This is a genomic window from Cupriavidus sp. FW306-1B-F12B (genome assembly GCF_058781795.1).
In genome coordinates, this window is sequence record NZ_JBYSXC010000011.1 from 113,279 (window position 1) to 134,405 (window position 21,127).

The 21,127-nt window shown below is 62.9% G+C and carries 19 protein-coding genes; 8 read left to right on the forward strand and 11 right to left on the reverse strand.

The features are described from left to right. Position 1: 1 nt before the first annotated feature. Positions 2–973, forward strand: coding sequence for a Bug family tripartite tricarboxylate transporter substrate binding protein (locus AC3WLE_RS19275; RefSeq protein WP_492363589.1), 972 nt, complete (start codon positions 2–4; stop codon positions 971–973). A 1,837-nt stretch (positions 974–2,810) separates the two neighbouring features. Continuing rightward, the gene (ilvB, locus tag AC3WLE_RS19280) at positions 2,811–4,589 is read left to right on the forward strand and encodes a biosynthetic-type acetolactate synthase large subunit (RefSeq protein ID WP_492356570.1); all 1,779 of its coding nucleotides are present in this window, start codon (positions 2,811–2,813) and stop codon (positions 4,587–4,589) included. 58 nt (positions 4,590–4,647) lie between these two features. On the opposite strand, the gene AC3WLE_RS19285 is transcribed toward ilvB, so the two are convergent. The 4 genes from AC3WLE_RS19285 to AC3WLE_RS19300 all read right to left on the reverse strand — a co-directional run bounded on the left by AC3WLE_RS19285 (position 4,648) and on the right by AC3WLE_RS19300 (position 8,660). Then, positions 4,648–5,781 carry an alpha/beta hydrolase family protein gene (locus tag AC3WLE_RS19285; protein ID WP_492356569.1) on the reverse strand — a complete coding sequence of 378 codons (1,134 nt, stop codon included), beginning with the start codon at positions 5,779–5,781 and terminating at the stop codon, positions 4,648–4,650. Between the two features lie 15 nt (positions 5,782–5,796). Beyond that, positions 5,797–6,354 (reverse strand): VOC family protein, encoded by a 558-nt coding sequence (locus tag AC3WLE_RS19290; RefSeq protein WP_492353075.1) that lies wholly within the window; start codon positions 6,352–6,354, stop codon positions 5,797–5,799. A gap of 175 nt (positions 6,355–6,529) precedes the next feature. After that, positions 6,530–7,567, reverse strand: coding sequence for a porin (locus AC3WLE_RS19295; protein ID WP_492321123.1), 1,038 nt, complete (start codon positions 7,565–7,567; stop codon positions 6,530–6,532). Between the two features lie 154 nt (positions 7,568–7,721). Then, a complete protein-coding gene (locus AC3WLE_RS19300) occupies positions 7,722–8,660 on the reverse strand; it encodes a fumarylacetoacetate hydrolase family protein (RefSeq protein ID WP_492356568.1) in 939 nt (312 codons plus the stop codon). A 341-nt stretch (positions 8,661–9,001) separates the two neighbouring features. On the opposite strand from AC3WLE_RS19300, the gene AC3WLE_RS19305 reads away from it, so the two are divergent. The 5 genes from AC3WLE_RS19305 to AC3WLE_RS19325 all read left to right on the forward strand — a co-directional run bounded on the left by AC3WLE_RS19305 (position 9,002) and on the right by AC3WLE_RS19325 (position 13,416). Continuing rightward, on the forward strand, positions 9,002–9,562 hold the full coding sequence (locus tag AC3WLE_RS19305) for a cupin domain-containing protein (RefSeq protein WP_492321125.1): 561 nt from the start codon (positions 9,002–9,004) through the stop codon (positions 9,560–9,562). 181 nt (positions 9,563–9,743) lie between these two features. Further along, the gene (locus AC3WLE_RS19310) at positions 9,744–10,979 is read left to right on the forward strand and encodes an acetamidase/formamidase family protein (RefSeq protein ID WP_492356567.1); all 1,236 of its coding nucleotides are present in this window, start codon (positions 9,744–9,746) and stop codon (positions 10,977–10,979) included. Between the two features lie 23 nt (positions 10,980–11,002). Then, a complete protein-coding gene (locus AC3WLE_RS19315; RefSeq protein ID WP_492356566.1) occupies positions 11,003–12,259 on the forward strand; it encodes an MFS transporter in 1,257 nt (418 codons plus the stop codon). Positions 12,260–12,294: 35 nt separating this feature from the next. Then, positions 12,295–12,765, forward strand: a complete 471-nt coding sequence (locus AC3WLE_RS19320) for a GlcG/HbpS family heme-binding protein (RefSeq protein WP_492321127.1) — start codon at positions 12,295–12,297, stop codon at positions 12,763–12,765. A gap of 30 nt (positions 12,766–12,795) precedes the next feature. Then, the gene (locus AC3WLE_RS19325) at positions 12,796–13,416 is read left to right on the forward strand and encodes a glutathione S-transferase family protein (protein WP_492321128.1); all 621 of its coding nucleotides are present in this window, start codon (positions 12,796–12,798) and stop codon (positions 13,414–13,416) included. A gap of 76 nt (positions 13,417–13,492) precedes the next feature. Here the strand turns inward: AC3WLE_RS19325 and AC3WLE_RS19330 are convergent, their stop codons facing one another. The 7 genes from AC3WLE_RS19330 to AC3WLE_RS19360 form a co-directional block, all read right to left on the reverse strand. Beyond that, positions 13,493–14,347: a helix-turn-helix domain-containing protein gene (locus AC3WLE_RS19330; RefSeq protein ID WP_492321129.1), complete on the reverse strand. Its 855-nt coding sequence runs from the start codon at positions 14,345–14,347 to the stop codon at positions 13,493–13,495. 95 nt (positions 14,348–14,442) lie between these two features. Next, positions 14,443–14,943 (reverse strand): ribonuclease E activity regulator RraA, encoded by a 501-nt coding sequence (rraA, locus tag AC3WLE_RS19335; RefSeq protein WP_492321130.1) that lies wholly within the window; start codon positions 14,941–14,943, stop codon positions 14,443–14,445. Between the two features lie 78 nt (positions 14,944–15,021). Beyond that, on the reverse strand, positions 15,022–16,005 hold the full coding sequence (locus tag AC3WLE_RS19340) for a Bug family tripartite tricarboxylate transporter substrate binding protein (protein WP_492321131.1): 984 nt from the start codon (positions 16,003–16,005) through the stop codon (positions 15,022–15,024). A gap of 204 nt (positions 16,006–16,209) precedes the next feature. Continuing rightward, positions 16,210–16,692: an Lrp/AsnC family transcriptional regulator gene (locus AC3WLE_RS19345; protein ID WP_492321132.1), complete on the reverse strand. Its 483-nt coding sequence runs from the start codon at positions 16,690–16,692 to the stop codon at positions 16,210–16,212. Continuing rightward, positions 16,689–17,891: a CaiB/BaiF CoA transferase family protein gene (locus AC3WLE_RS19350; protein WP_492356565.1), complete on the reverse strand. Its 1,203-nt coding sequence runs from the start codon at positions 17,889–17,891 to the stop codon at positions 16,689–16,691. The genes AC3WLE_RS19345 and AC3WLE_RS19350 overlap by 4 nt, the downstream gene beginning before the upstream one ends. Further along, the gene (locus AC3WLE_RS19355; RefSeq protein ID WP_492321134.1) at positions 17,888–18,682 is read right to left on the reverse strand and encodes a citryl-CoA lyase; all 795 of its coding nucleotides are present in this window, start codon (positions 18,680–18,682) and stop codon (positions 17,888–17,890) included. Before AC3WLE_RS19355 ends, AC3WLE_RS19350 begins: the two co-directional genes overlap by 4 nt. 29 nt (positions 18,683–18,711) lie before the next feature. Further along, positions 18,712–20,061, reverse strand: coding sequence for an MFS transporter (locus tag AC3WLE_RS19360; RefSeq protein ID WP_492321135.1), 1,350 nt, complete (start codon positions 20,059–20,061; stop codon positions 18,712–18,714). 360 nt (positions 20,062–20,421) lie between these two features. Here AC3WLE_RS19360 and AC3WLE_RS19365 point away from each other — a divergent pair, with 360 nt between their 5' ends. Further along, complete coding sequence (locus AC3WLE_RS19365) at positions 20,422–21,093, forward strand: GntR family transcriptional regulator (protein ID WP_492321136.1); 672 nt, start codon at positions 20,422–20,424, stop codon at positions 21,091–21,093. Positions 21,094–21,127 lie beyond the last annotated feature (34 nt).

Here is a 21,127-nt window from a genome sequence, read left to right on the forward strand (position 1 = left end):
AATGAAGACATGGACGACACTGGCAGCCCTGACCGCCACGCTGCTGCTGCAGGGCGCGGCGTGGGCCGCCGACGCCTACCCGTCGCGGCCGGTCAAGCTGCTGGTGGGCTACGCGCCGGGCGGCCCGGTCGACACCGCCGCGCGCATCTATGCCGAGCAGCTCGGGCGCGTGCTCAAGCAGCCGGTGGTGGTGGACAACCGCGCGGGCGCCAGCGGCGCGATTGCCGCGGACATGACCGCCAAGGCGGCGCCGGACGGCTACACGCTGTATTTCGTCGCCAGCCCGACCATGACCATGACGCCGCTGATCCAGCACTCGGTCAATTTCAATCCGGTCAAGGACTTTACCTATATCGGCCTGATCACCGATTACACCAACGTGCTGCTGGTGAACAAGGACTTCCCGGCGAAGAACGTGGGCGAGCTGGTCGACTACGCGCGCAAGCATCCTGAGGGGGTCTCGTTCGGCTCGGCCGGCATTGGGGCGTCGAACCATCTGTCCGCGGAACTGCTGGCGCAGATGAACAGCGTGAAGATGCTGCATGTTCCGTACAAGGGCAATGCGCCGGCCATGGCTGACGTGATGAGCGGCAAGGTGACGTTCATGTTCGACATTACCGGTACGGCCATCGGGCATATCAATGGCGGCAAGGTGCGCGCGCTGGCGGTCACGTCGAAGACCCGCAACCCGGCATTGCCGAACGTGCCGACCATGATCGAGTCTGGCCAGAAAGACTATGACCTGACTGGCTGGTATGCGCTGGTGGGGCCGCAGAAGCTGCCGGCCGATGTGGTGGACAAGCTGGTCAAGGCGCAGAAGGCGGTTGGGGAGGATGCTGCTTTCCGGCAACGGATGACGGCTGGGGGGTATGACGTCAATATCAGCACGCCGAAGGCGCTGGGGGATCGGATTCAGCGGGAGCTGGCGCTTTGGGGTGGGGTGGTGAAGGCGGCGAAGATTCAGGCGGATTGAGGGGGGAGGGGCTTGGGGGGCTGGTGAGATGTTGTCTCAGTTTGAACCGCCTGGTTCCGCCCTCCTGGGCGGGTCACTTTTTGTCCGAGCGACAAAAAGTAACCAAAAAACGCGTCGCCTATGCGGCTGGCAACCAATTTCACGGCGTTGGTAGTTCGAGCGGTGGTGCTTTCCGTTTGGGCGTGGTTGCCCGTTCGACCCTGCTAACGCCATGTGAGTTAGTGACAGCGTCTGCGTTAACCCACTATTGAACGATCCCCATGCAGGGCGTAGGCCGCCTGCTGCCGACCATATCGCGGGGACGCCTACGGCTGCTACGCCGGCTCAAAATGCGCTGACGGTGGCAGAGGGACGGCCACCTCCTGATTTGCGCCTTGGGCCCAGCATCACGACAGCGCCGTGCGAGCGCAGCGACGCACTCCGTGCCAGAGCACCCGATCTACGATACTGAGTGCGCGCAGCGCAGCCGAAGGCGTCCTACCGATGACCTGATTAGCAGGCTGCCAATAGCCTAAAGTCGGGTTCGTCCAATAGTCCGTCGACGTAGGCACCAGACAGGGAGCGTAGCTGGGTCGAACGGGCAACCACGCAAAACGGCAACCACCGCCGCCCATATGACCAACGCCGCGGAATTTATTGCCAGCCGCACAGGCGACGCGTTTTTTGGTTACTTTTTGTCGCTCGGACAAAAAGTGACCCGCCCAGGAGGGCGGAACCAGGCGGTTCAAACTGAGACAACATCTCACCAGCACCACAAATCCGCCGAAGTACCTTGTTGAATGCCATCAAGGCATTGCCTGTAAACCGTGATGCGTGCCTTCGCCAAGGCGTGGAGCTCACCGCTCTGTGGAGTCAACTGTTACGCTTGACTTAGCGTATCGATCCTTCACAATCTGCTCCTTGATTGTGAACGGCAGGGTTCTCTAGACTGGCTGGACTCCTGATCAACAGGAGTCGGGTGTGAGAACCCGGTTCACGTTACAGCGGACGCTCGCGTAAGCGGCAATTTTCGAGTCCGTTGCGCTTGTGTGCGCCTTCACTTTACGGCGGGCCGGGCGGGGCCAGCTTCGGCTGGGCCGGGTAACGTCCGGTTTTCTCACCCCCGTCGTCGGGCCCGCCACCTCAAGTGAGAATGAGCGGCGGGCCTCCACTTCTACGTTACAGAGGTCAGCAATGTACCAGTCCAACATCGAACCCGACACCTTCACCCCACCCCGACTCGATGATTCCCTTTCGCGGTTCAGCCCCGAAACCCGCCGTGCAGCGCGTGAGGACGCGCTACCTGTTCCTCGGCAACTCTTGCTATTGAATCTGTTGGATCAAGCCGATGCGGTTGCGCGAGGCACGGCCTGTGTACTGACGTTGGTTACGCACAGCGAATGCGACGCACAGGAAGAGGGGAGCGTAGCCCTGCAGCCGGCTACGTTGGATGCCTTGCGAGGGCTCTGCCGGGCCTCCCTTGGATTGCTGGCTGACAGGGTAGAAGCAGTCGCGGAGGGAATTGAGGAAGCGATGGTCGGGTAGCCAATCGCAGTCGGTCGCTGATTCACTGAGATGGCAGGCGCCGGCCATGCTCAGGGAATCAGCTGACTAGAATGCTCCGGGCACGGCGGTTGCGGCCTGGATGGTTCGGGCATGGCGCGGTAGACGACAAGTAGTTTGTTGCATTTGCCCTGTCGGCGGAAGATTCGCGCAGTGCCGACACCAGCTGCGGCACGATCCACTGCGGGCGCCAGTGCCGGAGGCCAAGTTCGGCAGCCCATGCGGCCGGTCTGTTCCTAGAATTCTTCTTCACGTCTGCACCATCGGCAGACAGTATCGAGAAGAGAGTCAAACCATGAACATGCCGGTCCCGGAGTTCCGCCATACCCCCGCCACGCCCAATGCAAACGCCCCGCGAGTCCTGCGAGGCGCAGAGATGATCGTCGAAGCACTGCTCGCGGAGGGCGTGCGTACAGTATGGGGCTATCCGGGTGGGGCAGTGCTGCCGATCTACGACGCCATCGCCGGCCAGTCCGCACTGCAGCACCTGCTGGTGCGCCACGAGCAGGCAGCCGTGCACGCCGCCGACGGCTATGCCCGCGCCACCGGTGAGGTGGGCGTGGCACTGGTAACGTCCGGCCCGGGTGTGACCAACGCGGTCACTGGCATCGCCACGGCCTATTTCGATTCGGTCCCCTTGGTGGTGCTGTCGGGGAACGTGCCGACGTCGATGATCGGCGAGGACGCCTTCCAGGAATGCGACGCGGTCGGCATCACCCGGCCCATCGTCAAGCACAACTTCCTCGTGGCCGATGTCAGCAGCCTGGCAGTCACCTTGAAGAAGGCCTTCCATCTCGCCCGCACGGGGCGTCCGGGGCCGGTGCTGGTCGATATCCCGAAGGACGTCGCGCTCGCCAGCGCGCCATTCCACTACCCGGACAAGGTCGAAATCCGCTCCTACCGGCCCGCGGTGGAAGGCCATGATGGCCAGATCCGGCACGCTGCCCAGTTGCTGCGCGAAGCGCGGCGGCCCTACCTGTACGTGGGCGGCGGGGCGGTGACGGCAGGCGCCACCGCGGCGCTGCGGGAACTGGCAGCGCTCGCCGATGTGCCTGTCACCACCACCCTCATGGCACTCGGCGCTTTCCCCGCCGCCGATCCGCGCTACCTCGGCATGCCGGGCATGCACGGCACCTATGAGGCCAACCGGGCCATGCAGGAATGCGACGTGCTGCTCGCCGTCGGCGCGCGCTTCGACGACCGGGTGATCGGTGATGTCGCCGACTTCTGCGCGACGCCGCGGCAGATCATTCATATCGACATCGACCCCGCGAGCATCGGCAAGCGCGTGCGCCCGACCGTGCCGATCGTCGGCGATGCGCGCCGGGTGCTGGACAAGCTGGTCGCCATGCTGCGCGAAGCGCGAACGCCGCTGGCCGACCGTGCCGACTGGTGGCAGCGCATCGACGGCTGGCGGGCACGCCAGTGCCTGGCCTATGCGCGCGACGGCCTGCGCATCAAGCCGCAGTACGTGATCGAGACCCTGAGCCGGCTGGCGGGCGCCGACGCCATCATCTGCTCCGACGTCGGCCAGCATCAGATGTGGGCCGCCCAGCACTACCGCTTCACGCAGCCGCGCCGCTGGATCAATTCGGGCGGGCTGGGCACGATGGGCGTGGGCCTGCCCTATGCGATGGGTGTCAAGCACGCTTTCCCTGAGCGCGACGTCATCACCATCACCGGTGACGGCTCGATCCAGATGTGCATCCAGGAGTTGTCTACGTGCAAACAGTACGATCTGCCGGTCAAGATCGTCTCGCTGAACAATGGCTACCTGGGCATGGTGCGACAGCTGCAGCACGTCGAATATGAGCGGCGCTACTCGCAGTCATACATGGAAGCGCTGCCCGACTTCCCGGCGCTGGCACGGGCTTATGGCCACGTCGGCCTGTCAGTGACGACCGAGGCCGAGGTGGAGCCGGCCCTGCGCGAGGCGTTGGCGCGGAAGACGCGCACCGTCTTCGTCGACATCCACGTCGACGGCAGCGAGAACGTCTGGCCGATGATCCCCGGCGGGCGCGGCATTGGTGAGATGCTGCTGGGCGAAAGCGCATTGGCCGAAGCCTCGCGTTGAGAGGGGAGGCGGCTCGGGCACAGCCCAGAGCCGACCTCTTCCCCGCGCAGGCGGGGACTCAGTGAACGTTCCTGCCGATCCAGTCGACAATCGAATTTGCACCGTATTCGACCAGTTCAGTCTGCCCGACCAGATAATGGTTGCCACGCGCCAGGTTCACCGTCGAGATACGTCCCTCGGCTGAAGCCTGCCATGCATCTCGCGTGCTCGGGAAAGTGGAGGCATCGGCGGTGTGCACGAGCAGCAGCACCGGCACGCTGGTCTGCTTGAGGTTGGCCGGGCCCAGGGCACGGGATTTCGATGAGAACTGTGACATGAACGCCCGCAGACTCGTCACCCTGCCGAATGCGTTGGCAGCAAAGTTCACGGTGCGTGGATCGCCCCACACGCTGCCCCATTTGCGATCGTTGCTATCCAGGCCCAGGTCGATCATGCGCGGATCGGAATGGGTTCGGTGAATGACGAAGATGCGATCTGCCGGCCCGTTCGGTCGCCTCGTGAGTGCCGCGATCTCGTCCTCTACCCAGCTTTCGATCCGCGCGCGGCGCGCAAGCTGTGCTGCGCGGAACGTGGCGATGAACTGCGGTGTAAAGGGCGGCTGGATCGGACCGTCGTAGATGTCCAGTTCCAGGTTGGTTGCAAACAGGTCGTTCTCGTTCGTTACCGCGGGGTCGACCCATTCGGCGAAAATTTCTGCGCGCCCCGGGTGCGCGGCGCTAAGGACAATGCCGTCAGCCGGAGGCAGGTCATCCCTGGTGACCCCGGTCGGGCCACCTTCGATGAACTCATGCACGGTCAGGTTTTCCGATTCCGCTTGATAGAACGCTGCGAGAGCGCCGCCACCGGAACTGCCGATCAGGATAACCTTCTGGTAGCCCCGATCGCGCAAATACCGAATACCGGCACCGAGGTCAAGGATGACGCGCTCCATCTGCAACAGGGCATCGTTGCCCGCGTAGCGGGAGTTGAGTGCCAGGCATGGCACATTCATCGCGGCCAGCGGCCCAACGAAATAGTGCCCCATGTAGTTGGACGTCGGGTGCATGATCAGGGCCGCGGTCTTGGGATTTCCGGTGGCTGGGCGCCCCAGTACGCCGTAGATTCTGGGCCGCAGGTTCTGGAGGCCAGACTGGCTTTCCATCACGACTCCAGGTCGCACATCGATCGCGACGTGTTCAAAAAGGACGTTCATGCTCTGCTTCCTTGATTAAATGCTTGGCTTGGGCACGTCAGGAACTGCGAGATCTCCCGAACGATGGATGCCGATGTCGGGCGCGCGGCGTGTCTGGCTCCACTCATCAAGCAGCGCCTTCGATCTGCTGCGTAGTTGCTCGGACATCTCCTCACTCAGTGAATCGCAGGTGATTTCAACGCGATGTCCGCTCGGATCGCGGAAATAGATCGATTTGAAAATACCGTGATCGGTAATCCCGATCACGGCGATGCCTGCGCTCTCCAGCGCTTCCTTGAAGCTGCTGACTTCTTCGACGCTGGGTACCTGCAACGCAATGTGCTGGACCCAGTCCGGAGTATTCGGATCGAACCCCATCTCCGCAGCCTCGGACAGCTCGAAGAAGGCCAGATAGGATCCGGGGCTGACGCGCAGGAACACATGTATGTGCGGGTCGAACCTGCCGGTCGACGGAACGTAGTTTTCCGCAACGGCGAAGGCGAAGTCGAGGCCGAGTAGTTGCGTATAGAAGTCGACCGTCTTGCTGGCATCGGCACAGCGATAGGCCACGTGTGAAAAGCGCTGAATAGGCATGGGGTCTCCTGAAAATGGCGGCGCTCGGAACCTCTCGACGGTGCCCGCCGCGCGTTCGCGCGCTTATAGGTTGGTTGGGGGGCTGATCTCAGAACAGCGGGCACCTCGCCGGTGCCAGGAAGCCCGCGCCGACGATCGGCAGGCTTCCCGGCCGGCAGGCTGCGCCGCCGTGCGGTCAGAACTTGTGGCGCAGTCCGACGCCAAAGGTGTTGCCGGTGGCGGCGGTAGTCAGTTTGTCGTAGAGATAGTTGGCATAGACGTCGGTGCGCTTGGAGAAGTTGTAGGTATAGCCAATGCCCGCGGTGGCACGGTTGAAGTCATCCAGGGTTCTGCGATCGTTCTTCGTCCACACGTAGCTGGCGTTGATCTGGCCGGGTCCGAGCGGGGCCGAGATCCCGGCCTGATAGGTATATGTGCGCAGCTCGGACCGGCCGTTCTTGGTCATGTTGAAGGTGCCGAACAGCTTGAGCACCTTGAAATCGTAGGAAGCTCCGGCGAACAGTAGTTTCTGGCTGGGTTCGAGCGCCGTGATGGCTGGTCCCACTTTGGTGTGATTGCCGCCAACGGCCACATCGAGTGCGCCGCGCTGGTATCGGATGAATCCGCCCAGATTGTTGGTGCCATTGTTGTTGGCCGCCTCGCCCAGCCCGTACATGACCTGGACGCTGAAGCCGGCCATGGTTGGCGAGATGTAGCGCGCCGAGTTGCTCCAGCCGGTATCTCCATGAATCAGCCGCCCGAAAGAGGGGATCCAGTTCTGGACATTGAGCGGTGAGAAGCGCGTTGAGCCGGCGAAGGGATTGAATTGCCCCGTCAGATAGAGCATGGGCGTGGAATTTCTGCCGAGCCTGAGTTCACCGAACTTGTTTGAAGAAAGGCCGACATAGGCATTGCGTGCAAAGAGGGAGTCGGTCGGGTTTCGACCGGCCTCGCCTGTGTCGGAGCGGAAGAAGCTCTCAATGGCAAACACGGTGCTCAGGCCGCCGCCAAGATCCTCTTCTCCGCCCATGCCCCAGAAGGGGGTGGTCCCGCCGCCGTTATCGAGCTGCCATGTGCTTGCTGCCGCGCCGCTAGGCTTGACGCTGCCGACATAGTTATCGATCAGTCCGTAGAGCCGGACGCCGCCATTGGCATGTGCTGTGGCGGAGGCACCCAGGCAGGCTAGCAATGCAATGGTCAACTGGCTCTTGATGCAACGACTTGCTTTCAACATCTTCTCCTCTCTCTCTCTCTCTTGTTATAAATGCGAAGCGCACACAGACCCCGAAGCGCCGAGTTCGCTTCGGGCAACGGGTTCCATGCATCGTGGGGAATCAGGTGGCCGTTTGCGGACCCGGGTATCGCTCGTTAGTGCCTGTTTCTCGCTGCTACTGCGTACCACCGTGAAAAGACTCGTCACGAACTACCGGGTTGCGCAGGATCCCCAGTCCGTCGATCTCCACCTCGACCTGGTCGCCCGGCCGCATGTGTACAAGGCCGGGCACCTTGAACAGGCCGTATTGACGGGACATATCCCGGCCTTCGACGTCGTCCGGCTGCGGTTTGAGTGCGCCGGGCGTACCCATCGCAATCAGGTCGCCAGGCCGCAGGTTGTAGCCCTGGCTCAGGTAGCTGATCACCCTGGCGACGTCAATCAGCATGTCGTCGAGCGGCGCGCGTTGGCGCACGACACCATTGATCCGGGTCAGCACCGTGTGTTTTGCCGGATCGCCGAACTCGTCGCTGGTCATCAGCCACGGCCCGTACGATCCCGATGCTCCGAAGTTCTTGCCGAGGCCGAACTGACGGTTGTGCACCTGATACTCGCGGACAGAGCCTTCGTTGAGGCAGGTGTATCCCGCCACGTGCTCCATCGCGCGTTGCACGGGGATGTAGCGTCCGGGCTTGCCGATGATCACGGCCAGCTCACCCTCGTAGTCGAACGCGCGCGCGATGGATTCGGGCGGGGCGACGAGCGCTTCGCCCGAGCCGACGTAGGACGCTGGCATCCGCAGGAAGAGATGAGGGTAGTCGGCGTTGGTCTGAAGACCCGTCTCCGCAACATGGCTCTTGAAGTTCAGGGCAAGCGCCCACATGGCATTCGGGCGGTCGAGGAACGGTTTGAGCCTGACCGACGCCAGCGCGCGATCTCCCTGTGCGCCTTGCGCCGCCTCGCGCAGGCGCGCAAGTCCGTGCTCCAGTTCCAGGATCGCGATAAGGCTTGCGGGCAGTTCCGGTGCGATATCGGCAACGGCGACGAAATGCGTCGGGCTGGTGACGACACCAAGCGCGGTGGCGCTGCCTTCCGCATAAGCAATGATCTTCATGTTCGGGTCCGGTTCTTCAGGGTTGAAATCGAAATGAGATAGGCGGATTCACTCTTGTCTCCTCGCTGTTCCTGCACACCTCGTATGGGGTCCCAGCCTAAGCGGCCATCGGCCGATCGACATGACCGGATAGCCCGCAGGTTTTCCCTCCAGTCCGAAAATTTCCTGAACAAGGGGTAAACGCGGCCAGGCGCGCCCTAGACTGCCGTGGCCTCTCATGGCCTGAATTGCGAGATGGCGGGTGCGCCCCTGTGCCGACCAAGAACGAGTCCCTTCCCAGGGGACAGACCCGCTATGCAATTCATTCACTTGCAGAAACATCACATCCGGGAGATGGATCGATGAAGAAGATTCGGCGCGTGGTGACAGGTTTGCTGAACGGAAAGGCGGTGATCGCCTCCGACGTGGAAGTGCCCGAGCTCTTGCTGGCGCTTGCGGGCGGCGTCACTACGGTGCCCCTGTGCGGGGCGGAAACGCCACCTGCAGTCCCCAACGCAGGGGAGTTGGCCCAGGCGCCGAAGTTCTCTCCCCCGCCGGGCGGATATCACTTCTCGGTCTTCAGCGTGCCTCCGATGAGCGAAGTCTTGGCTGCCGAGCCCCCGGCCGACATCGGGAAAGCCAGGGAGGAGATGGAGCGGGAGGTTCCAGGCCTGCTGGAACTGATGGATCCGGACGTGCCAGGCATGCATGCGACCACGTCGATCGATTTCATCGTCGTCCTCAGTGGAGCAATCACGCTCGAGCTCGACAGTGGTGTCGCGACGGTGTTGCACGCGGGAGATACCGTGATTCAGAACGGGGTACGCCACCGTTGGTTGAACCACGGGACGGAGCGGGCCTGGATCGCTGCCGTGGTGCTCGGTACAGAACGCTCGGCCCAGGAAAACCAGCGCCTGGGATAGACGGGGTTCGAGTAACGGTCAACTTGATGCAGCAGGACGCTGAAGCCGGCAGGCGTCAAATTCAGACGATCTGAAAAGCGAAGCGACGCACCGGTTAATGGCTGGCGCGCTCCCGCGATTAATGTATTCATCGACCGCCGACATCGGCAGGATTCGGGAAACCAGAACTGGGGGTAGGCAAATGACTGCAGGGAAGAGCATCACCGGCCGGGCGAATGATTTCGATGACGCCGTTGGCTCGGCTCACGATGAACATCGCCGGTTCGCAGGTGATGGCAGAGCTGATTGCAGCCGGCGTGGCTTGCTGAAGCTGGCTGGTATCGGTGGGGCCTCGATGATCCTGGGCGCGACGGCTCGTGCGGCTCCGGCCAGCGAAGGGGGGCGTGACGGGACGCGCGTTTTTGACCCGAACCGGCATGGCAAAGTTCACACGCTGCCCTCGACGCCGGAGACGGTGCGCTTTGGCGAGATGGATCCCGCGGCGCAGCCGGTGCTGGAGATCGAATCGGGCGACGTGGTTCATTACCCAAACACGTGGACGCATTGGGGCAACGAAGCCAAATTCGGCATGCCCCTGGCCGAGCGCAACGCGATTCGCAAGCGGTATCCCCAGGGCCCTCAATCGATGATCGGGCCAGTGAGTATCAAAGGTGCCGTGCCGGGGGATGTGGTGGAGTGCAGGATGATCCGTTTGCGTCCGATCGACTGGGGCTGGAACTCGGCTGTCAAGGGCATGGGCGCGTTGCCCGGAGATTTCCAGGAGGGGTACTTGCACTATTTCCGCTTCGACGCTGAGCGGCGATTTGCTGAATTCTCTCCCGGCGTACGCATACCGCTGGCGCCGACTCAAGGCACGATCGCGGCTCAGCCGGCGGGCGACAAGCCGACGAGTGCGTTGTTGCTCGGGGCATATGGGGGCAGCATTTCGCTTCCGGCTCTGGTCGAGGGCACGTCGCTGTTTGTGTCGGTGCAGGTGCCCGGCGCAAAAATGTGGACCGGGGACTCGAATGCAGCGCAGGGAGACGGTGTCGTCAACCAGACTGGCATTGAGTCTGCGATGGAAGACCTGCGGATTCAATATGTGCTGCACAAGCGAGTGGCGCTGAGCGCGCCGGTGGCTGAAACGCCGACGCATTGGATCGCGCTCGGATCAGGCGCCACCCTTGAGGAAGCGCTGACAGCAGCCCTGCGCCAGACGATCGGGTGGATCAGCGCGGCAACCGGCCTTTCCAGGCACGATGTTTATGCGCTTTGCAGTATCGACGGTAGTTTCCGGGTGACTCAATACGCAAACCAGACCGAGGGCAACTATCGCTTCCAGTCACCTAAGGTCATTCAAGCCATGTTGCCCAAGCGCATATTCAGCGCGGAGCGGCAGGCGCAGATTTCGCGCTTTCTCCGTCCTGAGGGCTTGTGATCATGGTCTCCCTTCGACAAGACATGGAGGCTGCGCAAGCCGATGTCGTGCCTTTTGAGCCGGACGGCATGCAGCGCCTGCAATGGCACGTCTACATTCTGTGCGGGCTGGTGGCCTTTCTGGATGGTTTCGACACTCAGGCCATCGGGCCCGCCGCCGATGCGATTGCGGCTTCGATCGGTATTGATATCAAGGATTTTGGTCCGGTCTTCAGCGCGTCGCAGATCGGGTTCCTGATCGGCGCCATGATTTTCAGCGCATTGGGAGACCGCTTTGGCCGGAAGCGGTTGCTGGTTGCGGGGACGTTGATTATTGCCTTCAGCTCGCTGGGGACCGCACTTGCGGGTTCGTACCATGAACTGGTGGCGATTCGCATCCTGGCCGGGCTCGGACTTGGCGGGGTGACGCCGCTCTTTATCAGCCTGGCATCGGAATTCACTCCACCTGCGCTACGCGCCCGCGTGGTCACGATGCTATGGGCAGCTGTCCCGATTGGCGGAATGATGGGGTCGTTTACGAGTTCCGTCACGCTTTCCCAGTTTGGGTGGCAGGCGATCTTTTTCCTCGGCGGTGGGGCGCCGCTTTTGCTCGTGCCGGCCCTGGTTTTCCTGCTGCCGGAGTCTCGGGAGATTCGACGCGGTTCAAGCGACCATGGCGCCCCCCGATTGCGCGTTTCGCCGATCGGGGCGCTGTTCGGCGAAGGGCGCGGCGTTGCCACGCTGTGGTTGTGGCTTGCGTCCTGGATGATCTGGATGTTGCTCGTCGTCGTCGGTGTCTGGACCCCGTCATTGCTGCAACGGGCCGGCTGGACCATACCCATGGCCGCGATGATGCTTGGATTGCTGAATGCGGGCGGTGTCGCCGGAACATTCCTGATTGGCGCCGGGCTCAGATACGTTCCTCCGCAACGGGCGCTGATGCTGGCGCTGATCGCCGCGGCCGCATCGCTGGTGATACTGGGCACCTTCGCGCACAGTTTTGCCGTGGTTGCAGTCGCGGCAAGCCTTGCGGGTTTCTTTTCCTCCGCGGCGGGCGGTTGTTTGCTGGCGCTGTCGGCAAGCCTCTATCCGGAACGCGTCCGTGCCACGGGTGTGGGCTGGTCCCTGGGTTTCGGGAAGACGGGAGCGGTGCTTGGTCCGGTTTGCGTCGGGCTGCTGCTTGGATTCCAGTGGTCCACGGCCAGCATCTATTCGGCTATCGCCCTGCCAGGCTTACTGGCCGCCGTTCTGGTCTTCCTCCTGAGCCGAACCTCAACCTTCCGCGCTGCAATCAAGCAGTGAGAAGAATTTGTCACCTCGAAACAATGGAAATGCCAATGTCTACGGAAAGTTCGAACGCCAATAGCCTCGCCCTGATCAGCTACAAGCAAGCCAGGCAGGCGCTTGATGCGGCAGTGCGGCTCGCGGAAGAACATGGCACCGCGCTGAGCTTTGTGATTGTCGACAGCGCCGGGCATCTTGTTGCTGCCGCGCGGATGGATGGTGCCCCCTTTATCACCATGGAAGTCGCGCGCGGAAAGGCTTTCGCTTGCGTGGCAACCGGCGGGCAGTCGGGCAGGGCGCTGCGCCAGCGTTATGTCGACCATCCCATGGTGTGGGGCAATATCTCGTCGTTGGGCTATGGGGCACCGTTGCTTCCTGCCATCGGTTCACTGCCGGTCTGGATGGATGGGAAGCTGATCGGGGCCATGGGGACCAGCGGTGGCGCAGCCGAGATCGAAGAAGAGATGCTGACCAAAGCCATCGCATCGATTGGTGGATCCGTTGTCGCAGCGACAGCGATCTGAGGTCGAACTCCAGCCGATAAGGAAGCATTCATGCTGACAATCTGGGGGCACCTGGGCTCACCCAACGTGCAGAAGGTCATCTGGGCCTGCGAGGAGCTCGGGGCCCGCTATGTCCTGAAGGAGGTCGGGGGACCGTTCGGAGGAACGGACTCTCCCGATTACCTGGCCAGGAATCCGAATGGCCGCGTGCCAACGATAGAGGACGATGGCTTTGCCTTGTGGGAATCCCACGCGATCCTTCGATATCTGGCCGCCAGGGACCCTGACAAGCGACTGACCTCCGACGATTTGCGGGTTCGCGCGTCCATCGATCAATGGATGGACTGGCAATGCGCGCATCTGTGGCCTGCGATTCGCTCCCTTGTCGTACTTGTCATCAAGCCGAGAAGCACGATGCCCTCCCCGGAGGAGATCGAAGCTGCACGGTCGGGAATCATTCCGCTGCTCCGCTTGCTGGATAGCGCGCTTGGGCAGCGCGGCTATACCGCCGGCGATACTTTCACCATAGCCGACATCGCCATGGCCATTAGCTACAACATCTGGAAGATCATGGAGCCGAACTGCGCTGACTTTCCTGCCTTGGAAGCGTGGTACGCGCGGATCAACACGCGGGCCGCCTTCAAGCCGATGAGCGGAAAGAGACGCGTTTAGCTACGGGCAGCGGCGGCACTTCTTCTTTGTGCCCGCCGTCGCCTCTTCCCGCCCATCTCCACTGTCTTGGTTGCCCTTACTGCCGTTCCAGGAAAGCAAGGTTGGTCGCGCGTCGGCGGAACTCGCTCGGTGACAACGCCATGTGCCTGGTGAAGAAGCGCGTAAAGTTGCTATGGGTACCAAAGCCGAGTTCGTCGGCCAGGTCGATCAGCGGCCTGTCCGTGGTGGCAAGCCAGCGCGTTGCAAAGCCCAGACGCAGGCTGTCGATGTAGTGCCGAGGCGAGACACCGACGCAACGGCTGAACTGCGCAAAGAAATGTGAACGGGAAATACCTGCGGATCGGGTAATTTCGCTGACCTTCGGATTCTCCGTCGCATGTTCGTGGATATAGGCTATCGCCTTCCTGATCCGGTGATCGGTCGGACGCGTGTTCCTTAGCGTCCTGCCATCCGCATCGAGCTTCCCATACTGCCGCACGACAGTACCCACGAGCGCCTTCAGGCGCTCCTCGCATAGCCCTGGCGACTCCAGCGACCGCGTTGAGATCGCGGCCACAAGCAGGTTCACTTTTGCCCGCAGCTCGTCGACAAGCGGTGCTTGTGGATTGGGGAACAGATGGTCCAGGTGCGGCGCAGCATCCTCGAACTCGTTCGCCAACCAGGATGGGTTCAGGAAGAGCGACAGAATTGTGGTCGGGCCGCGATCGCTGGGATGCTTCGCGTGCACCACCCATGGATTGAGCAAGACCACGGAGCTATCGTTCACCTCCAGCGCGGTGGATTCCAACTGTAACGTCGTATCCGCGCCGCTGAGCTTGAAGATGACGTTGAATTCACGATGTGCGTGCTCGACAATCGCTTGCTCAGTCGTGTTGATCGTCGCACGCCCGAAATCGCCGTGCAGAATCTGCGCCGGGTGCCTCTCAGCCATCCCTACTCCTTTTGGTCCAGTCAATCACACAGGCCAGTTGATTCAATTTCCCTTGCTTACGATCACCGAATCGACACCCGCATCAGCCCAAGGGATCAGTAGGCTTGCGGCTCCGTTGCCCGGATCGCCTCCGGGCTGATTAGCACGGCATCCGCGTCGCAGTACACCCATTGACCCGGCGTGAACGTGACGCCGCCGAAGGCCAGCGGGACGTCATCCTCGGCGCCGGGCTGCTCGGCCGCATTGCGCAAGGCGGTCGTGCCCAGCGCCTTGACGCCGATGTCGATCGCATTGACGGTCTTGCTGTCGCGAATCACGCCATGAATGACCAGTCCGGCCCAGCCATTGCTTGCCGCCAGTCCGGCCAGCCGGTCGCCAAAGACGCCGATGCGCAGGGAGCCGCCCACATCCACCACCAGGACACGGCCGGCGCCGGGCGCCGAAAGCCGGCGCAAGACGGGCCGGTGATCCTCTTGCACTCGCAAGGTCGCACAGGGGCCGGAAAAATGCTCGCGCAAGCCGAAGCTGCGGAACTGCAGCTGGCAGACAGAGGTTGTGCCGGGGTGTTCGTCGGAAAGATCGCTGGTGGAAAACATGATGAGAGAAGAGTGTGAAGTCAAAGGAATGCGCGCGGCCGCATGACGTACAGTGCCGTCCCTCTTGGCCGCGCCTGCTTAGTTGAGCGTGATGCCGGCCTTTTTCACCACCTCGCCGTATCGTGCGTAGTCCAGGCGGATCTGCTTGCCGAATTCATCCGGGGTGTTGCCGACCGGGGTGATGCCGAGCTCGAGCATCCTGGCCCTGGTTTCCGGCTGCTCAAGCACCTTCCTGATCTCCCGCTGCAAGCGCGTGACCACTGCGGCTGGGGTGCCGGCCGGCGCGAGGATGCCGACCCAGGAATCGACGCTGAAGTTGCTGACCCCGGATTCCATCAGTGTCGGCACTTCGGGAAGCGAGGCGATACGGCGGCCACCAGTGACGGCGATAGCGCGGACCTGGCCGCTCTTCACATACTGGGACACGCTGGCGACGGCGGTGCACAGGACGGGGAGGGAGCCGCCAAGCACATCCGTCAGCGCCTGTGAGCCGCCCTTGTACGCAATGTGCTGCAGGTTGATGCCGGCCTGCTCCTTGAGGAGTTCGCCGGCAAGATGGCAAGTGGTGCCGGTGCCGGAGCTGCCGTATGACAAGCCGGCGCTCTTCCTGGTGGCGGCGTAGGCGACCAGGTCCTTGAAGTCCCTGGCCGGCACCGAAGGGCTCGTCACGAAGATCAGGGTGGCGTCACCGACCTTGGTGATGGGTGCAAAGTCGGTCAGCACATTGAAGCGCGGTTTCGTGATGTGCGTGCCGGTCACGAGCGCGCCGTCGAAGCCGAGCAACAGGGTGTAGCCGTCGGCGTTCGACCTGGCCACCGCTTCCGCGCCGATATTGCCGGACGCACCGGGCCGGTTGTCGACGATCACGGACTGGCCCAGGGATTGCCCCAATTGGTCCGCTACCAGCCGCGCGGTGGCGTCGGTGACGCCACCCGGCACGAACGGAACCACCAGCCGTATGGGGCGGGTGGGGTATGCATCGGCGGCGGCCTGGGCGGGCACGCCGGCGAGAATCGCGGCGCTGATTCCTAACAGGCCGAGGCAACTCTTCGGGTAGCGCATGGTGTCTCCTGCCGCTTTGTCATCGGATGTGTTTTCAAACACTTATTTCGGCCATTCTACGGATGGGGGCGAAGCATGATGTGTCGTTCCGGGGCCGAATGCACCGGGTGCACCGGCGAAAATTCCGCGGTGCCGGGCTCGGGCGGCACGATGTGCTGCACTGTGGTGCATGTGTGAGGGGGCAGGCGATTGCCGCTGCAGTCCCTACCTTTGTGCGATGGGCTCCGGCAATGGCAGCGCGGTCTGGTACTTCACCTGCTTGAGCGCGAAACTCGACCGGATGCTGGCCACGCCATCGAGCCGCGTCAGCTTGTCGACGATGAAGTGCTCCAGTGCCTGCACCTCGGAAACCATCACCCGGATCAGGTAATCGGAATCGCCGCTCATCAGATAGCACTCCATGACCTGTGGCAGTGCCGAGACCTCGCGTTCGAACGATTCCAGACCGGCGCGGGTCTGCTTTTCCAGCGTGATCTGGATGAACACGTTGACGTTGAGGCCAAGCTTGCGGGGATCCAGCAGCGTGACGTGCCTGCTGATCAGTCCCGACTGCTTCAGCAGGCGCACACGGGCAAGGCACGGCGACGGCGAGAGATTGACGCGCGCGGCCAGTTCCACATTGGTGAGGCTGGCGTCGCGCTGCAGCTCGGCCAGGATCCTGAGGTCGATTTTGTCGAGATCGATCATGGGCCGTCGCCGCTCCCGGACCTGTGATGGTCGACCACCGCATGCGAGGCGAGAAGCTGCTCGATGCGGGCCTCGGCAATGCCAGCCTCGCGCAGGATTTCGATTGAGTGCTCACCGAACGCCGGCGGGGCGCGGAAGCCGCTGGCGTTGTCCCCGTCGTAGCGGATGGCGCGGTTGGCGGCGCGGACCGGTCCGTAGTCGGGATGGACGAGCTGATAGAAGATGTCGAGATGGCGTACCTGGGCATCGCTTTCCAGCTCGTCGAGCCGCAGTTCCGGCGCCGCCGGTACGTCGTGTTGTTCCAGGCGTGCCATCCAGGTGTCGCGGTCGGCGCTGGCAAAGACTGCGCTCAGCTCGGCGGCGATGGCGTCATAGCCGTGTACGCGGCTTTGGCGGTCGGGATACGCCTGCGCCAGATCCGGCCGCTCGATGGCGGCGAGCAGGTTCTGCCAGAACTTGTCCGGCGATGACAAGTGCAGCCCGATGCGGCGTCCGCATTTGCACGTGACCAGGTAGGACTGCGACTTCGAGGCGCGGCTGAAGAATTCCGGCGCGCTGCCATAGGCCGACAACTGTCCGAGCGGTTCCGTGGCAAGCGCGATCATCGCCTCCAGCATCGAGACCTCGACCTTCCTGCCGCGTCCGGTGCTGGCGCGCTCGACCAGCGCGCCAAGGATACCGATGCAGGCATAGATGCCGGAGATGGTGTCCGATACCGGCGGGCCGGGCACGCGTGAATCGGTGCCGCGATGGAACATCGACATCCAGCCGGACAGCGCCTGGCCGACGTTGTCGAAGGCGGGGCGGTGCGCGTAGGGCCCGTCGGCGCCGAAGCCCGTGATCGAGCAATGCACGAGCCGGGGATTGAGCCGGTGCAGGTGTCCGGCGTCCAGGCCCAGCTTGCTTTCGCTGCCGGGGCGCATGTTCAGCAGCAGCACATCCGCGTCCAGCAGCAGCTCCTGCAGCACCTGCCGGCCCTCAGGCGTGGTGAAGTCGAGCACCAGCGAACGCTTGTTGCGGTTGTGCGACTGGAAATGGCCGGCGTACATGCCGCCATCGAAGGTGCGGAACGGGTCGACCACCTTGGGCGACTCGATCTTGATCACCTCGGCCCCGAGCTCGCCCAGCAACTGGGCGGCAAGCGGCGCGGTGATGAAGCGGCCGATCTCGATGACGCGGATTCTCTGCAGGACTTTCATTGCGACTCCTTCGGAACGAGGTGCGACGAAGTCTCTTCCTCGGTGCGCACCCACAACGCATTGGCGATCGGGTGTTCGATTTCCTCGGCCAGATGGCCGAGCAGGCCGACGGCGCGGCTCACCACGGCCAGGCCGCGACACAGCTTCCAGGACAGGCCAAGCTCGGAAGCGATGGCGCCAATCGCCCCGGTGGCGTTCACCGGCAATTTGCCTGGCTTGCCGAAGGCGCGCTCGGCTTCAGCCGAGATCGCCTTCATCAGGGCGACGTAGGGCCCGGCCAGACCGTTTTCCTCGGCGATGGCAAAGAGCGCGACGGCGCGCGGGTCGACCGGCTTGTGTACGGGGTGGCCGATGCCTGGCACCGGCAGGCGTTGCTGCCGATGCTCCTGCACGATGCGCGCGGCCGTCTCCGCCACGTCATAGCTGCTCGCCGAGCCGACGGGACGGACCTGCTGCAGCAGCCGGGCCGCACCTTCGGCGGTGCCGGCGAAGGTCGTGCCCATGCCGCACAGGCCGGCAGCAATGGCGGCCTGCATCGATTCCGGCGCTCCAAGATAGGTCAGGCGGGCCACCATGGCGGAGGGCGTCATGCCGTGCTCGACCAGCACCGCGAGAATGGCGTTGAACACGGTCGACTCGGCCGCGCTCGGCCTTCTGCCGGTGACTTCGAGAAAGGCAAAGTCACCGAGCGCGATCTTGCCCAGCACGTCCTGGCACAGATCCAGGCCGCGCACCGTGATGCGATCGGCCGTGCTCCAGCCCATGTCCGATTGCAGCTTCTGTTCTTCCATCAACTTCTCCGTATTGAATTCTCAGGACACTAGGACTTCGGCGCATCGGCCGACACGATGGCGCGCGGCAACAGCAGGATCAGCAGGCAGCACAGCAGCAGGCATGCACCGAGCACATAGGTGCCGCTGTTCATGTTGCCGGTCACGTTCTTGGCGACATTGGTGATCATGGCGCCGGTGATGCCGGCCAGGCTGCCGACCGAATTGATCATGGCCAGCCCCGCCGCGGCAGCGGCGCCGGTGAGGGCGCGCCCCGCGAAGATCCAGAACAGCGGCGTCACCCCGAGGATCCCTGCCGCGGCGACTGAGATCAGCAGCAGGGACGGGCCCAGCTGTTCGGCGCAGGCCGCGCTCAGGATCAGGCCGATGCCGGCGCAGGCCGCCGGAATCGCGGCGTGCAGGCGGCGTTCGCCGGTTCGATTCGAGTGCATCGCATTGGCCACCAGGACCACGCCCGCGACCACGTAGGGCAGCGCTGAAAGCAGGCCGACGTGATAGACGTTCTTGAGCCCGGTGGCCTGGATGATGGAAGGCAGCCAGAACGACAGGCCGTAGAAGCCCGTGTTCATGGTCAGCAGGATCGCGCACAGCAGCCAGATCACGGGGCTTTTCAGGGCGGCGCCGAAATTGTGGGTCTTGTGCGCGTTTTCCGTGGCGAGGTTGCGCTTGATCAGCGCCTTCTCGTCGGCGTTGAGCCAGCGCGCCTTGTCGACCGAGTCCGTCAGGCAAGCCAGCACCACGATGCCCAGGATCACTGCGGGCAGGCCCTCGACCAGCAGCATCCATTGCCAGCCGCGGTGCCCGAGCGTGTCATGCATGTTCTGCAAGATCCAACCCGATACCGGTCCGCCGATGCAAAGGCTCAGCGGCAGCGCGAACATGAAGCCGGCCAGCACGCGATTCTGCTTGTGCGAGGGAAACCACTGGTTCAGGTAGAGCACCACGCCGGGGAAGAAGCCGGCTTCGCAAACGCCCAGCAGGAAGCGCAGCACATAGAACATGGTTGCCGAGCTGGTGTGGAACACCGCGGCCAGCGGCTCGATATACATCATCGAAACCGAGACGCAACCCCAGCTGATCATGATCCGCGAAATCCAGCGCCGCGCGCCGACCCGGTGCAGGATCAGGTTGCTCGGCATTTCAAAGAGCACATAGCCCCAGAAAAGCATGCTTGCCGCGAGCGCATAGACGTTGTTGCTCAGGTCCAGGTCGCCGAGCATCTGCAGCTTGGCGAAGCCGATATTGACGCGGTCGAGGTACGAGATCACGTAGCAGACAAAGAACAGCGGCACTGTCCGCCAGAACACCTTGTCGTAAGTGCGCTTCTCAAGATCGGGCAAGGTGGCGTCGATCGGGGTTTGCTGAATGCTCACGGCCATTGCAGTCTCCATTCGTTATGGGTCGGGGATGCGTGTGCATCGGCGCCCTGTCGCTTATCGGATGCGCTTTTACGGCGCATGCCAGTTCCACATCCAGCCGTCGTTTTCTTGTTCGACTATTTTGTAGGACAATAGTGTAGCTATCGAGGCGATGCCATGAGGGTTAGTCCTGATCATGCTTGGGGAACTCTGGAATTGGCGGTGCTATTTGGCCTCGGAAAGGCGACATATGGGAATGCCGCTGAAGACACTATTGCAGTTTGCTCATCACTTTTGTGAAGAGTGCCCTACCAATATGTAGGACAATAATGTACGAATTGGTGCGGTAAAATCAGCGTAATCGCGAGGAGAGCACCTGAAATGACCAATCCATCCGCCCCGCCACGCAGCACGCTCGAATATGTCGTCGACAGCCTGAGGCAGGCCATCCTGAGCGGGCGCTTCGTGCCGGGCCAGCGCCTCGTCGAAGCCGATCTGACGCGCGAGCTTGGCGTCAGCCGCGGTCCCGTGCGCGAGTCTTTCCGCCGGCTGTCGGCTGAAGGCCTGGTAGAGAGCATTCCGAATCAGACCACGATGGTCAGGCGCTACTCGCACACCGAAATACGGGAGCTGTTCGAGGTGCGCGCGGAGCTTGAGGCACTGGCGGCGCGCCGCGCGGCCGGCCGCATGAACGAGGCATGCGTGCGCGAACGTTTCCTGCAGGCGACCCAGGCGATCTGGGAAGATCACCATGCAATGAGCCCGGCGGCCTACTTCGAGGAGAACAGGCGCTTTCACCAGGCCATCGCCGATGAATGCGGGAATGCGCAACTCACCGATTTCATCGGACGCCTGCAACTGCCGATGCTCATGTTCCAGCTCGGCAATGCCATCCAAGGCGAGGCGCTGCAGGAGTCGGTCAGCGAGCACCGCCTCATCGCCCAGGCCATCGTCAGCGGCGATGCCGACAAGTCTGCCCAACTGATGCGCGAACACCTCAGGCGCGCGAGCGATTTCGTGGACCGCATGCCAGCCGACACCTTCAGGCCCTGAACCAGCTGTCGCCGATTCAGGCTCCGTCAGGCGT